13 protein-coding genes and 1 riboswitch are annotated in these 14,159 nt (G+C 48.1%); of the genes, 12 read left to right on the top strand and 1 reads right to left on the bottom strand.

The annotated features are described in order from the left end of the window. Nucleotides 1-98 precede the first annotated feature (98 nt). The 11 genes from KJS69_RS30005 (at nucleotide 99) to glnA (ending at nucleotide 12,017) form a co-directional block, all read left to right on the top strand. The gene (locus KJS69_RS30005; protein ID WP_283777470.1) at nucleotides 99-227 is read left to right on the top strand and encodes a hypothetical protein; all 129 of its coding nucleotides are present in this window, start codon (nucleotides 99-101) and stop codon (nucleotides 225-227) included. Between the two features lie 164 nt (nucleotides 228-391). Beyond that, the gene (locus KJS69_RS17350) at nucleotides 392-1,549 is read left to right on the top strand and encodes a DUF4062 domain-containing protein (RefSeq protein WP_213585054.1); all 1,158 of its coding nucleotides are present in this window, start codon (nucleotides 392-394) and stop codon (nucleotides 1,547-1,549) included. After that, complete coding sequence (locus KJS69_RS17345) at nucleotides 1,539-1,727, top strand: hypothetical protein (protein WP_213585053.1); 189 nt, start codon at nucleotides 1,539-1,541, stop codon at nucleotides 1,725-1,727. The genes KJS69_RS17350 and KJS69_RS17345 overlap by 11 nt, the downstream gene beginning before the upstream one ends. 411 nt (nucleotides 1,728-2,138) lie before the next feature. Beyond that, nucleotides 2,139-2,549: a YugN family protein gene (locus KJS69_RS17340; protein ID WP_213585052.1), complete on the top strand. Its 411-nt coding sequence runs from the start codon at nucleotides 2,139-2,141 to the stop codon at nucleotides 2,547-2,549. A gap of 187 nt (nucleotides 2,550-2,736) precedes the next feature. Continuing rightward, nucleotides 2,737-4,317: a trypsin-like peptidase domain-containing protein gene (locus KJS69_RS17335; protein ID WP_213585051.1), complete on the top strand. Its 1,581-nt coding sequence runs from the start codon at nucleotides 2,737-2,739 to the stop codon at nucleotides 4,315-4,317. A gap of 91 nt (nucleotides 4,318-4,408) precedes the next feature. Beyond that, entirely contained in the window at nucleotides 4,409-5,095 is a 687-nt protein-coding gene (locus KJS69_RS17330; protein WP_213585050.1) for a response regulator transcription factor, read from the top strand. Between the two features lie 59 nt (nucleotides 5,096-5,154). After that, nucleotides 5,155-6,576, top strand: coding sequence for a sensor histidine kinase (locus tag KJS69_RS17325; protein WP_306434415.1), 1,422 nt, complete (start codon nucleotides 5,155-5,157; stop codon nucleotides 6,574-6,576). A gap of 47 nt (nucleotides 6,577-6,623) precedes the next feature. Next, nucleotides 6,624-7,574 carry a 4-hydroxy-3-methylbut-2-enyl diphosphate reductase gene (locus KJS69_RS17320; RefSeq protein ID WP_213585275.1) on the top strand — a complete coding sequence of 317 codons (951 nt, stop codon included), beginning with the start codon at nucleotides 6,624-6,626 and terminating at the stop codon, nucleotides 7,572-7,574. Nucleotides 7,575-7,775: 201 nt separating this feature from the next. Further along, nucleotides 7,776-8,834: a 3-deoxy-7-phosphoheptulonate synthase gene (gene aroF, locus KJS69_RS17315; protein ID WP_213585048.1), complete on the top strand. Its 1,059-nt coding sequence runs from the start codon at nucleotides 7,776-7,778 to the stop codon at nucleotides 8,832-8,834. A 172-nt stretch (nucleotides 8,835-9,006) separates the two neighbouring features. After that, a riboswitch (M-box (ykoK) riboswitch) is annotated at nucleotides 9,007-9,173 on the top strand. 138 nt (nucleotides 9,174-9,311) lie between these two features. Further along, on the top strand, nucleotides 9,312-10,466 hold the full coding sequence (ftsW, locus tag KJS69_RS17310; RefSeq protein ID WP_213585047.1) for a putative lipid II flippase FtsW: 1,155 nt from the start codon (nucleotides 9,312-9,314) through the stop codon (nucleotides 10,464-10,466). A gap of 126 nt (nucleotides 10,467-10,592) precedes the next feature. Next, the gene (glnA, locus tag KJS69_RS17305) at nucleotides 10,593-12,017 is read left to right on the top strand and encodes a type I glutamate--ammonia ligase (RefSeq protein ID WP_213585046.1); all 1,425 of its coding nucleotides are present in this window, start codon (nucleotides 10,593-10,595) and stop codon (nucleotides 12,015-12,017) included. Nucleotides 12,018-12,169: 152 nt separating this feature from the next. On the opposite strand, the gene thpR is transcribed toward glnA, so the two are convergent. Further along, nucleotides 12,170-12,754: an RNA 2',3'-cyclic phosphodiesterase gene (gene thpR / locus KJS69_RS17300; protein WP_213585045.1), complete on the bottom strand. Its 585-nt coding sequence runs from the start codon at nucleotides 12,752-12,754 to the stop codon at nucleotides 12,170-12,172. 123 nt (nucleotides 12,755-12,877) lie between these two features. Here thpR and serC point away from each other — a divergent pair, with 123 nt between their 5' ends. Further along, nucleotides 12,878-13,966, top strand: a complete 1,089-nt coding sequence (gene serC, locus KJS69_RS17295) for a 3-phosphoserine/phosphohydroxythreonine transaminase (RefSeq protein WP_213585044.1) — start codon at nucleotides 12,878-12,880, stop codon at nucleotides 13,964-13,966. Nucleotides 13,967-14,159: the final 193 nt, after the last annotated feature.

The following is a 14,159-nucleotide window of genomic DNA, read 5'->3' as shown; positions in this document are numbered from 1 at the left end:
TGGCCGATGGGGAGCTTGGGGAACTTGGCATGCCAATCAGAAGATACATAAATAAATCGGACGGGACCATAATACTTACCAATCAGGAGGTGAAATGAGTGAAAAAGAAAGGCAAGAAGAACAAGCAAAACCAGGAGCTTTATAATTCCGAGTTTGCCGAAGAGGTTGTGGAGAAGAACGCCAAGCATCCCGCTCAGAACAATCCTAGCGAAGGAGTGCGAAAATAAAGGATTCCATTGGGAACCATGCGAATAAGCGGGTTCCTTTTTCAATTAAATATTTTTATCTAATTAACTTGAATGAAATCACTCGATAATTGCCACATTCTGAAAGTATGTTATAGTAGAAGATAGTAAATTGATAACGCGTGTGACAGGATGTGGGACTCGCCATGTTCACGAAAACTAAGATTTTTATAAGCTCGGTCGCTCAAGATTCACTCCGGCCTCTACGAGAGAGCATGTGGGAAATACTGCATGAGCTTGGGCATGAACCGATGCTGTTTGAACGAAATTTCGGAGCATGGGAAATCCATACTAATCCTGTACAAAAGTGCATTGAGTGCGTACGGGAATCAGATGCGTTTTTGCTTTTCATTTCCAACAAGGCTGGCACGTTTTATAAAGAATCCCAGCGTACCGTTACGCATATGGAGCTTATTGAAGCTTGTGCTCGGCGCAAAACCATTCTTGTGTTTGTGGATAGTGCGGTGAAGGCAGAATATTTCGCAAAGGCGAAGGCCATTATAGAGGAGTACATAGAGGCCTGTAAAGCGGAAACGTCTTCATTTCCAAAGGCTTCGGAAATCGTTACGGCACTCCGTTCTGCGGATCTGTCTTCTCAAGTCGATCCCTACGTTTGGTTTTTACTCCATGACATTGTTGGACGGAGCATCTATTTTGAGGACTTAAACCTCGCTGTCGCTCCCGACTGGAAAGTGTATTTCAGTGATCTATTGCGAAGAGGCATCCAACTGATGCCATTTAAAGATGCGATTGAAACGAATGAGCGCCAATTAGATCAACACGAACATTTCTACGATATACTGACCAATGTCATACCGATTGTTAATATCGCTGGATTTCGCAGTCTTAAAGCTTTTTTGGAAACCTTCCAACGTTCGGTGACGGGTGATGTTGTGGAATACGACTATGGTTTCGTTAAGGAACCAGTGGGCTCTTTCGGTGATTGCTCGGCCGTCACCTTGTATGAGTTTCAAAATGACCGCATGGTGGTAATGGAGAAGACGGGATCTGCCACTGGAGAAGATTATTACCTGCTGGACAACAAAGACTCTTTTGTTGCACTTACGTACAGCAACCCAGAGCCAGACGATCAGGTATTCTTCAAGGAATCGAATTGTACATTTTATTTTTGCCTCCGGCTCCCAAACCATGTTATGACGTTTCATTTGCCGTGTGGACCGGAATGGAACACCGACAAGTTCATGGCTTCCAAAGATAGCGTTATACGTGTTATAATAGATAAAAATGCATTGGCGTTCGAATTTGCACGTATGCTGATAGGAGGGATGCAGCATGGCAACTAAGGTTTATGTATCGTTGAACGGAGTTATTTCGGAAGCAGTAGGTACGCAGCCGAAGGAGGCGCTGTTGTTTGCACCTTCTAAGAAAAGCGCGGCGCAGGTTATACTTGAGCAGCGGGCGAATAGACGGAGAAACAGTCAGTTCATTAAAGAACGTCTCGAAGAGGCGTTCAAAAGATAAATGGCTCGTGGAAATGTAACAAGCACATCGTTAAAGACCTCCATGGTTTTGTGATGTGCTTGTTTTAGCTTTATATATTGGACCCGCATTTAATTTTTCTGATAACGTTCGTTATTGTAAAATAAGATATATTACTGCGCAAACAAAATAGGAACCCGTTAGCAATAACATAACAAGGGCTGCCACATAAGTGGCGGTCTTTTCTCTTTTTGAGGTGATACAAGTGCTGGAACGGCAAGTCGAAACCGTTTCGGCGTTCTTTATATAGGTTTACTCGCTGCAGGACCGCGGCCAACTGAGGGCTGTAAATAGGCCTTTCCCCAAAGCCCCATGATTGCCTTCAGGCACATAAAAAGGGCGATATTCGAAAATGCTATGAGAAAATGATTTCAAGATAAGGAGTGGAGTTTATTGATTCCGATTTCATCATCTTTGGAAAATCGCGAAGAGGCTTTTGTCAATCTGTATCGAAGCTTGCAGGAAATAGATTTTACTTTAGGAGGAAATTGGGAATACGGGCAGGGAAGCTTCGACCGGGCATTGGATGAAAAGCAGCAAATGTGGCTCCGCATCCCTTTTCAGGTGACACATGGTACTTTCGACGGGGATCATGACAGCTCTGATGCGATTATTCAGTTGGGTCAACCTTTTGCTCTGAGGCATCTTTATAGGGAAAGCTCCGACCCCCAGGCCGACATGCAGATTATGGGAGGATTGATCAATCAGTTCCAAACGCCGGTAGACAAGGACGCTGAAATAGGACAAGAATGGGCGGATAAAGCACGCGAAATCGTACAGGAAGTGGAGCAGCATTTATCCTGAAGACTGGATTTCCCAATCGATTCTTACTTTTTAACTCCTCTTTAGCTGTTTTTAATGTTGGTTTAAGGTTAACAGTCCATTATATAGTTAAGAATAAAACTATTAATTCATATTCGATTTCTAATCGAATACACATTCCATGGATGTTATTTTAAACTGATCTATTTAGCGGAGGAGGAGTACTACGATGGATGACAATCAAAAAAATAATGGGTACGATGATTTTTTCAAATCTTCTAATGATGATAGCGGCAAGGAAGATAACTTTTCTTCTGGCAAAGAGAATCAAACTCCTTCGTCCTACTATTATTCCTACGGACCCTATAAATCCCAGCGTCCGTCAGAGGAAGACCAGCGTTCCGCCAAATCGGCATTCTCGTATGGTTCCAGCTCTTCTACAGATATTGAGATGCGCCTGCCTCGCCCTGTAAAGCCCATTGGTGTGACGGAGGAGCGCCAAGGACAACCGTCAAGCGCCTCCTGGTCCGTTAATAGCGAACGAAAGAAGAGCCGCTGGAAATCGGTGTTTATTTCCTTCCTGGCGGGGGCGGTCGTTGTAGGAGGTCTGATGTTCGCTGCAGACAATGGCAACTGGTTTACACCGGCGCAAGGGGCGATGGGCAACGGAGGCGGCTCTCCTGCTCCAGCCTTTAATAATAACAGCGGCTCCAATAGCGGCAGTATGGCGCAAAGCGCCGCTTGGGATTCCGCCCGGCCGACTAACATTGCGGAGATTGTAGACTCTACGGGTCCAGCAGTAGTTAAGGTAGAGACCTACAAGCAAGTTCGGAGCGGAGGGGGAAGCCGCAGCCCGTTGATGGACGATCCGATCTTCCGCTACTTTTTTGGAGATGATTTTGACTCTGCTCCTAATCAACAGCCCAAAGAAGGAAGCAAGGAAGCTGCAGGTATAGGAACCGGCTTTATTTTTGACAAATCCGGCTATGTTCTTACTAATGAGCATGTAGTAAACGGCGCCGATGAAATCTTGCTCACGGTTCAAGGTTACGATGAACCGTTCAAGGCGGAGCTTCTGGGCAGCAGCTACGATCTGGATTTGGCGGTGCTAAAAATCCAGGGGGACCACGACTTTCCCTACTTACGGATGGCAAGCTCTGATATTAACGTAGGAGATTGGGTGGTCGCCATCGGGAATCCTTACGGCTTTGACCATACTGTAACGGTAGGGGTTCTGAGTGCGAAAGAAAGGGAAATCCCGATTCAGGATAGACAAGGAACACGGCAATATAAGCACCTGCTGCAAACGGATGCCTCTATCAATCCCGGCAACTCGGGAGGACCTCTCCTTAATCTGAATGGAGAAGTGGTCGGTATTAATACGGCGGTAAGCGCCCAGGCGCAAGGGATAGGCTTTGCTATTCCGATGAGCACGGTACAGAATGTGCTGGATAATTTAAAGAACGGCGTAGAAATTCCTAAAGAGCCCGTTCCCTTCGTCGGAATTTCAGTGGCAAATATCGAGGAGTCTTATCTTGAAGTGCTGAATCTGGACAGCACGGACGGAACGATTATTGCCAATGTCCTTATGGGAGGCCCAGGCTTCAAAGCGGGCTTGAAGCAGAATGATGTCATTCTCACCTTTAACGGAAATAAGGTGAAGGACTTCAATGATTTCAAAGCTAAAGTGCTGACTATGAAAGTAGGAGACAAGGTGACGTTGGGCATCGTCCGCGACGGGGAGAAGAGGGACATTGAAGTGACGATCGGCGACATGAACGAAATGGAGAAAGCACAGCAGCAGCAATAATGTCCGCTGCCTGGGAAGCAGACTTTGCGGAATATTCCGCAGGGCTGCTTCTCTTATTTCTTGTTATAATGAAAAGGAAGGGGTGAAGCGGATGAGAGAAATCATTATGGTCATCGACGATGATGAGAAGATTACATCTATGCTGCGGAGGAGTCTCGTATTTGAAGGCTACGAAGTAGGGACGGCGAATGATGGTCAAGAGGGACTGAAGTCCATTTTGCAGCAGGTCCCTGACTTGATTATTTTGGACGTTATGATGCCTAAAATTGACGGCTGGGAAGTATGCCGCAGAATTCGGGAAAGCGGAATGAATATTCCGATTCTGATGCTCACGGCTAAAGATGAGGTGGCCGATCGGGTCAAAGGGCTGGATTTAGGAGCAGATGATTACTTGGTCAAGCCCTTTGCTCTCGAGGAACTGCTGGCCAGAGTGCGTTCCTTGCTGCGGAGAAAGGCGGATCGCGCGGAGAATAACAGCAGAATCAGCTATGAAGACATTATTCTGGACTTGGATACGCGTGAGGTTCTGCGTTCGGGACAGCGAATCGACCTGACAACCAAAGAATTCGACCTGCTGCATTTATTTATGCAAAATCCGAAAAGAGTTCTCTCCCGTGACGTCATTATGGATAAAATATGGGGTTATGATTATAGCGGCGAATCGAATGTACTAGAGGTATATATTGCTCTGCTCCGCCAAAAAACGGAGGAATATGGAGGAAGCCGGATTATTCAAACCGTTCGGGGCGCCGGCTATGTGTTGAGAGGGGTTTCCTGACCATGTCGATCCGAATGCGTTTGACCCTCTGGTATTCAGGAGTTTTGCTATTGACGTTGATGATTTTGGGCGTCGGACTATATTCTTCCCTGCACTATGTATATTTTGGTGATGTCAGAAGAGGGGTGCAGGCTCAGGCGGAAGATATTTATTCCCGAATTAAGCCGGATATTTATGTATCCCGCAAGGGCCTTTATATTAATCTCCAGTTGGATGAATCGGATCTTCGCAACAACAATATTTTACTGCAATTTAACGATCTTGAAAGCAAGAACGTGACCAGAAATCCCCCGCTGATCAAGACGGATATTCAATTTCAGGTATCCAATGCAGCTATTCAGGCGGCTCAAGAAAGAAAAGGGTATTTCGAGCAGGCCCGTTACCGGGGAGTCGATATTCTCATCTATAACCACCCGGTGCTGCTGGATGGGGGACCGATTGCCATTTTGCAGGTGGGCCATGTTGTTGCTAATGATCTTCAGCTATTTAGAACATTAAAGTACACTTTAATTTCTTTAGGAATAGTTACGGTTGCCTTGGCTGCAACCATTGGTTGGTTTTTATCCCGTAAGGCACTTAAGCCGATCGATAATGTTATTGCTGCCTTCGATCAGATTCAAATCGGCGAAGACTTGAGCAAGCGAATCGCTTACGATGGGCCGCAGGATGAAATCGGGCGGCTGACCGACACGATTAACGGTATGCTTGGCCGGCTGCAGGTGGCATATACCGAGCTGGAAGAGGCTTATCGGGCGCAGAGAAGGTTCGTGTCGGATGCTTCCCATGAGCTGCGCACTCCGCTGACGACGATTCGCGGCAACGTCGATTTGCTCGAAAAAATGTGGGGACAGCTCGAGCAGGATACGACCTCGGGCAGCAACAGCAACGGCAACATGGATCTTTCTTTGGAAGCGATGCGGGATATATCCGACGAAGCGGCCCGCATGAGCCGTCTCGTTAATAGTTTGTTGTCGCTGGCTCGCGCGGATGCCGGCTATGTGTTGGAGAAACATATTCTGGAGCTCCAGCCGTTGGTCGAGGAGGTTTCGCGCAAAGCGAATTTATTCCCGAAGAAGGCCCAATGGAGGGCAGGGGATCTATCCGCTCTGGAAGGGATTCGGATTATGGGCAATCCGGATTACCTGCAGCAGCTGCTCTTTATCTTCATTGAGAATGCTTTTAAATATACGCCGGAAGGAGTCGTCTGGGTGGATGCTCTTGAATCCGAGGATGGAAGTCAGATTGGACTTCGGATCAGCGATACGGGAATCGGAATGGACAAGGATGAAGTGCCGCACATCTTCGAGCGTTTCTACCGGGCTGACGTTTCCCGTGGCAGAACCCAGGGAACCGGGCTTGGCTTATCGATAGCCAAATGGATAATCGATGAGCATGAAGGATCTATTGAGGTCACTACGCGCAAGGGTGAGGGCACCAGCTTCATCATCTGGCTGCCTGTCGTATCGAGAGAGCAAGATTAATGCTATAATAGAAGAAATATGCTTAAGGCAGATGGACAGGTGATATGATGGATGTGATTCGCATCTCCCCGAGGGGGTACTGCTACGGTGTAGTTGACGCGATGGCGCTGGCCATGACGACGGCCAAGAATATGGATCTGCCGCGGCCTATCTATATCCTTGGAATGATCGTTCACAATTCCCACGTAACCGATTTTTTTGAAAAAGAAGGGATTGTAACACTGGACGGGGTCAATCGGCTTGAAATATTAGATCAGGTTGAGCAAGGAACGGTTATTTTTACCGCACACGGAGTTTCGCCGGAAGTGCGCAAGCGCGCCAGAGAGAAGGGGCTGACCGTCGTGGATGCAACTTGCCCGGACGTTACGCGTACGCATGATCTGATCCGGGAGAAGGCAGGCGAAGGATATTCGGTTATTTATATCGGCAAAAAAGGCCATCCCGAGCCGGAAGGGGCGGTCGGCATCGCTCCGGATCATGTCACACTGATCGAGAAGCTGGAAGAGGTCGATGCTCTGGAATTGGACACGGACCGGATCATTATTACAAACCAGACGACGATGAGTCAGTGGGATATCCGGCATATTATGAACCGCCTTATTGAGCGGTATCCGACGGCGGAGATTCATAACGAAATCTGCCTGGCTACCCAAGTCAGACAAGAGGCGGTGGCTGAGCAGGCGAAGGAGGCCGACCTCGTTATTGTCGTCGGCGATCCGCGCAGTAACAATTCCAACCGGCTCGCCCAGGTATCTGAGGAGATAGCGGGAGTGCGTGCATACCGGATAGCTGATATTTCCGAGCTGCAGACCGATTGGCTGCAAGGCGTGCGGAAGGTGGCCGTCACTTCGGGAGCCTCCACTCCGACCCCCATAACGAAAGAGGTCATCGACTTTCTGGAGGGCTATAACCCGAGCGATCCCGAGACCTGGACCATCCGTCGGACGATTGATATGGCACGGCTTATTCCGACGGTCAAGGCGAAGAAGAAAGCTTGATCTCGTATTAGCGTTAAACTTCGAGGCGAAAATAAGGATTGACGGCTCGAAGTTTTTCCGCTATAGTTGCTTTAACGAAGAACAGCGGATAAGCGGTGCAGTGCGAAAATTAATTATACGCCATTCTGCATGGATATTCATTAATGTATAAGCTTCCATTAACAACAATAATAATGATTGAGAGATAAGGAGAGATTCAGCATGATAGCCATCACATCCCATAACATAACGGATGCAAGAATAGCAGAAATCGTCCATTGGATTGAGAAGCATGATATATCTGCACATGTATCCAAAGGTGAGGACCGGACCGTCATCGGCATTATTGGCAAAGCGGATCCGGTATTGGCCGAGCAGCTTCGCCAAATGTCCGGTATTGAAGAAGTTATTAAAATATCCAAGTCATACAAATTGGCGAGCCGTGATTTCCATCCGTCCAATACGGTCATCTCCATTAAAGGGGTAGACATCGGAGGAGACAATCTGGTTGTCATGGGTGGTCCATGTGCGGTGGAAACCCCGGAGCAAATTGACGAAATCGCCAGATTGGTGAAGGCGGCGGGCGGACAGGTGCTACGCGGGGGCGCATTTAAGCCCCGGACGGGTCCATACAGCTTCCAGGGCGTCGGAGTGGAAGGATTGGAGATGATGGCGGAAGCGGGTCGGAAGCATGGCCTGCTGACGATTACAGAAGTCATGACACCGGAATATGTGGATGTGTGCGCGGAGCATGCAGACATTCTGCAGGTCGGTACGCGCAATATGCAGAACTTTGACCTGCTTCGCAAGCTGGGTACCATTCAGACGCCCGTGCTGCTAAAGAGAGGCTTCAGTGCTACTTATGATGAGTTTCTTAATGCCGCCGAGTACATTCTGGCCGGAGGAAACCCTAACGTTATGCTGTGCGAGCGGGGAATCCGGACCTTCGAAACCTACACTCGGAATACGCTTGACTTAACGGCTATCCCGGTATTGAAGCAGCTGAGCCATCTGCCGGTTATCTCCGATCCGAGCCATGGAACGGGACGCCGCGAGCTGGTTGAGCCTATGTGTAAAGCATCGGTAGCGGCTGGAGCCGACGGCTTGATTATCGAGATGCATACGGATCCGGATAATTCGATGACCGGAGACGGAGTTCAGTCTCTGTTCCCCGACCAATTCGCCAACCTGCTTGTCGATTTGGAGAAGCTGGCTGAGCTCATGGGCAAAACCTTCTCGACCAAGAAGGAGCCTGTGCTGGCCGGATCATGGAAAATATAAGTTACAGCGCCAGACGGCTTGTGTATACCCCCGCTCGTTCATGATGCGGGGGTATTTCCTATATAGAACGCTGGCTGGTTTGGACCCGAGCAGGATACAGCGAGTCCGGAATCCTATTGCCAATGGTTGACAAAGCTCCCGCCTTTCGGTATGGTGTCGATAACAACCAAATTGATCCCCTCGTTAGATGAGGCTCTTGGTTGGAGAGATGCTGCTGCCCAGGAAATGTCCAGAGACGCCAACGGGTCGACAGAAATCATCGCAGCCGATGGTTTTGAACGCAGCTGGTAAGCATCGAATCCTATGCCATACCGTGCTGGAACTCAACCGATAACTTATTGATAGTTATGTTGAATTTTATGCGCACCTTCATTGTTCGAGGGTGTGCTTTTTATTTTTTAACAGGAATATTGGCTGGAGATATGAGTGCATCCACAACACATCATTAATTCAATAGGAAAGAAGGACGGCAGAAATATGAAGTATAAATCTAGAGGAAGGCCCGATTTTATATTGCTGTTTTCCACCTTTTTGCTAGTGGGGTTCGGGCTCATAATGGTTTTTAGCGCCAGTTCTCCGCATGCTCTGTATAAGTATGGGGACTCCTGGTATTTTCTGCAGAGGCAAATTATTTTTGCAGTAGTAGGATGGATCATTCTGCTTGTGCTCATGAATATACCTTTTGCCAGATTGAAAGCATTGGCTTATCCCTCTTTACTTCTGTCCATCGTCCTGCTCGTTCTGGTACTCCAGATCGGAACCGATATTAACGGCGCTAAAAGATGGATTTTCATAGGCCCATTCAGCTTGCAGCCCGGCGAATTCGTTAAATTGTCGTTAATTCTTTTTTTGGCGGTTTTCATTAGTAAGAAACAGGAGCAGATCCGAGATTTTAAAAAGGGGCTGGCCCCTGTTCTGGTCATCGTGGGATTGATGATTGGATTAATATTGCTGGAGCCTGATTTAGGAACGGCCATTAACTTGCTCGGCATTACCTTTCTTCTCGTTATTATTGGCGGGGCGAACATGCGTCATATCTTTACGATTGGTTTGGTTGCGCTCCCCCTTATTGTATTGCTCGTTATTTTTGAAAGCTATCGTTTTCAAAGAATTACAGCCTTTCTCAATCCATGGGACGATCCAACCGACACGGGATATCAGTTGATTCAATCGCTATTTGCCTTGTCCAGAGGGGGGCTGTCCGGGGCAGGTTTGGGACAAAGCTTTCAGAAGTTTCATTATTTGCCGGAAGCTCATACGGACTTTATTTTTGCAATTATCGGGGAAGAGCTGGGGTTTGCTGGAATTGTCTTTTTGATGCTGGTGCTCGGTATTTTTATTGTCCGCGGTTTTGTGGCGGCTCTAACCTGCGAGCATTTATTTGGAATGTTTCTGGGGTTGGGGATCGTGATCATGTTCAGTGTTCAAATCGTGTTCAATCTCGGGGCGGTGACCGGCAGTCTGCCCATCACCGGGGTGACCCTGCCATTTATCAGCTATGGCGGTTCCTCCCTGCTCGTGTCCATGGCCGGAACGGGAATCTTGCTCAGCATCTCGCGGGAGAATAATCGAATTCGCATGGAAAAGCAAAAAGAAAACCGTCCGGGGTTCAGGCAGACGGCATCTATGTAATAAAAGCTGACATAGCTATTGACGCCATTTTCGAGCAGATTTATAATTATTCAGGTAAAGATGGATGAAAGTTGAACATTCATCAACGGGATCTAAATAAATGTTCGGATAATGGGGGTTTAAAGCATGTCAGCTGATGAAATATTGAAAATGATAGAAGAAAACGGAATAGAATGGGTGGATTTCCGGTTTGTCGATCTGAATGGTAAAGCCCACCATATTTCCGTTCCGGCTGTTGAAGTAGAGGAAGACACCTTGATCAACGGCGTTGCTTTTGACGGCTCCTCCATTCCGGGCTTCAAAGGTGTGGAAGATTCCGATATGGTTATGATGCCGGATATCAACACAGTGTATATGGATCCTTTCACTTCTCATCCAACCTTGATCGTCATGTGTGATATTTACACCCCGGACGGGGAGCGCTATGATCGGGATCCAAGAGGGATTGCGCAGAAAGCGGAAGCCTTCTTACAGCAGACGAATATTGGCACGAAGGCCTTCTTTGCTCCGGAGCCGGAATTTTTTATCTTTGACGATGTCCGCTACGAAAGCGGCATGAATAAATCATATTTCGAGGTGGATTCCGAGGAAGCGTTCTGGAACAGCTCTCGTGAGGAAGAAGGCGGAAATCTCGGCTTCAAGATCCGCCATAAGGGCGGATACGTTCCGGTCGCTCCGGCCGACACCCAGCAGGATCTGCGCAGCGAAATGTGCCGTATTATGATGGAGTCTGGCCTTCGGATTGAGCGTCATCATCATGAAGTGGCGACGGCGGGTCAGGCCGAGATCAACTTTCGCTTTGATACGCTGACGGCCAGTGCGGACAATCTGATGAAGTACAAATATATTGTTCATAATACGGCCCGTCAATATGGCAAAGTGGCGACTTTCATGCCGAAGCCTCTATTTGGGGATAACGGCAGCGGAATGCATGTGCATCAAAGTATTTTTGACGGCGACCTTCCCTTGTTCTATCATAAGGGCGGCTATGCCAATCTGAGCGATACGGCTCTATATTATATCGGAGGCCTTCTTCATCACGCGAACGCCTTGCTCGCGCTGACGAACCCAAGCACCAATTCCTTCAAAAGGCTGGTGCCCGGTTATGAAGCTCCCGTGAACCTCGTCTTCTCCAAAGGAAATCGGTCCGCTGCGGTTCGCATACCGGTTGCGGCGGTTACCCCAAAGGGATGCCGTATCGAATTCCGGACGCCCGATTCCACCGCTAACCCTTATCTTGCTTTCTCGGCGATGCTGCTGGCCGGTCTGGACGGCATTCAGAACCGGATCGATCCACGCGAGCTTGGATATGGCCCGATGGATCGGAACATATACGATTTGACCGAGGAGGAAAAAAGAGATATTCGCAGTGTGCCGGCCACATTGGAAGAAGCTTTGGACGCACTGCAGGCTGATTACGAGTTTTTACTGCAGGGCGGAGTCTTCACGAAGGACTTTATTTATAACTATATCGAATTGAAGAGAAACGAAGCGAAGGGCGTCCAGATCCGTATTCATCCCCATGAATATTCGTTATATTTCGATTGCTGATGCCTGGAGCCTAGAAGGATCCCAATAAGATCTTTATTAGGTGGGGGATCAGAAGCAAGCTGCCGGGTTGCTCCCCGGCGGCTTGTTCTATATATTAAATTTCGAAGGTAAACGTAGGCTTTCTTGATCAGAGTTCAAGAAAGCGCAGGCGTTTATCTTTGAGTCATAGCTTGGGTTAGCGGAAATGCAGACAATGGCTCGTACATAGGACGTTTCCCCGAATGGCTTTGGTACAGAACGACTTCGTTAACAAGCCAGGAGGTAACGCCCGCTTCCGGTTGCGGCGCGGACTTAAGCTTGGAACGCTCGAATGGGGAAGGGCCTGCGTATTTTCTGGCCAGTGTAATATGTGGACGGTAAGGCCTTGATTCAGCTTCATAGCCGACCTTGCACATAGCCTCAACGACGTCTTGTTGTAAGGAGCGTAAGGCAGAGGTATCCCCTTCGGCTCCTGCCCACAGAATTTGCGGGGATGGCTCCGGGCCGAATAAGCCTAATCCATTCAGCGTCAATGAAAAATTCGGGTGTCTTTCCGCGGTGAAGCGAAGAGCCTGCTCGACTTGCCTCTGCTTCTCCGCGCTGGTTTCTCCTAAAAACTGCAAAGTGATGTGGTAGTCGTCAGGATGGGTCCACTTGCGAAAGGGCAGTTCACCGGCAAGCGTTCGAGTCCATCGCTCTAGCGTATTTTTGACGGAGGGGGAAATAGGGGCGGCAATAAACAATCGGGCAGTGGACATAGGACTCCTCCTTGCTGGATAGTACGGTTTAAAGACTTATTGTCTTTAATGTCTTTTATATTGTTGAAGCGAGAAAAAAATATTGTTATCATTACGATATCATACATGGAGAAGGTGTGGAACTTGGCAAATCGAGCATACAATTTTAACGCAGGTCCGGCTGCACTTCCGTTGGAAGTGCTGAAGCAGGCTCAGGAAGAGATTATCGATTACGGTGGAATAGGCATGTCCATCATGGAAATCTCGCACCGGAGCAAGCAATATGAGCAAGTCAATGATGAAACTCAACAGCTGGTTCAGGAATTGATGGAACTGCCAGCCGGTTATAAAGTTCTCTTTATGCAGGGGGGCGCCAGTACTCAATTCGCTATGGTGCCGATGAATTTGCTGACTCCCGGCAAGACGGCCGCCTATGTGCTGACCGGCAGCTGGGCGGATAAAGCTTATAAAGAAGCGCAGCTCTTTGGAGAGACTTATATTGCGGCTGCTTCCAAGGAAGATGGTCCGCTTAACATCCCGGCTTTGGATGAAATCCAACTGCCTGAGCAAGCCGCTTACCTGCATGTCACATCCAATGAGACGATTGCCGGTACACAGTATTTCGCATTTCCGGATACGGGGGACGTTCCGCTGATCGGCGACATGTCCAGCGATATTTTGTCCCGTCGATTCGATGCTTCCCCATTCTCGCTTATTTATGCGGGAGCACAGAAAAATCTCGGACCTTCCGGAGTGACACTCGTCATTATCCGCGAAGATCTGCTGCGGGAATCTCCTGCAACCATCCCGACCATGCTGCGATATGATACTTATACGAGCAACAATTCTTTATATAATACTCCCCCAGTCTATTCTGTGTATATGATGAATCTCGTATTGAAATGGATTCGGAATAGCGGCGGAATAGATGCTGTAGAGAGGCTGAATCGGGAGAAAACCGCTTTAATCTATAATGCGATCGATAACAGCGGGGGATTCTATGAAGGAATGGCGGCCAAGAAAGACCGTTCCATCATGAACATTACTTTTAAGCTGCAGTCGGATGAACTGGAAAAGAAGTTTTTAGAAGATGCATCCGCTAATGGATTTGTTGGTTTGAAGGGGCATCGCAGCGTAGGTCACATGCGAGCCTCCACCTATAATGCGGTTCCTTATGAAAGTTGTAAAGCATTAGCCGAATTTATGGTCGATTTTCAGCGCCGTAACGGTTAAAATATAAATAGTGAGAGTTTGAAACACAACTCTTGTAGAATTCTTCCAACTTATTAGAGCAAGCTTCTTCTACACGGTCTTGCCACCTGACTAGAGCCTGCTGTAATTAGGCGAAAGCAGCGTGTTCCGGGATTCCGGAACACGCTGCTTGTGGATAGTAAGTGGTTTATCGTATATGGATACGCTGTTGAAT

This window comes from Paenibacillus sp. J2TS4 (genome assembly GCF_018403245.1).
Lineage (GTDB): Bacteria > Bacillota > Bacilli > Paenibacillales > NBRC-103111 > Paenibacillus_L.
The sequence above is the reverse complement of the archived record's forward strand: the minus strand, read 5'-3'. Positions and strand labels throughout refer to the sequence as shown.

Coding starts and splice junctions, on each gene's coding strand:
- glnA (WP_213585046.1), top strand. CDS start 10,593: ATGTCAGCTGATGAAATATTGAAAATGATAGAAGAAAACGGAATAGAA.
- KJS69_RS17320 (WP_213585275.1), top strand. CDS start 6,624: ATGGATGTGATTCGCATCTCCCCGAGGGGGTACTGCTACGGTGTAGTT.
- KJS69_RS17350 (WP_213585054.1), top strand. CDS start 392: ATGTTCACGAAAACTAAGATTTTTATAAGCTCGGTCGCTCAAGATTCA.
- KJS69_RS17345 (WP_213585053.1), top strand. CDS start 1,539: ATGGCAACTAAGGTTTATGTATCGTTGAACGGAGTTATTTCGGAAGCA.
- aroF (WP_213585048.1), top strand. CDS start 7,776: ATGATAGCCATCACATCCCATAACATAACGGATGCAAGAATAGCAGAA.
- KJS69_RS17330 (WP_213585050.1), top strand. CDS start 4,409: ATGAGAGAAATCATTATGGTCATCGACGATGATGAGAAGATTACATCT.
- thpR (WP_213585045.1), bottom strand. CDS start 12,754: ATGTCCACTGCCCGATTGTTTATTGCCGCCCCTATTTCCCCCTCCGTC.
- KJS69_RS17325 (WP_306434415.1), top strand. CDS start 5,155: ATGATTTTGGGCGTCGGACTATATTCTTCCCTGCACTATGTATATTTT.
- ftsW (WP_213585047.1), top strand. CDS start 9,312: ATGAAGTATAAATCTAGAGGAAGGCCCGATTTTATATTGCTGTTTTCC.
- KJS69_RS17335 (WP_213585051.1), top strand. CDS start 2,737: ATGGATGACAATCAAAAAAATAATGGGTACGATGATTTTTTCAAATCT.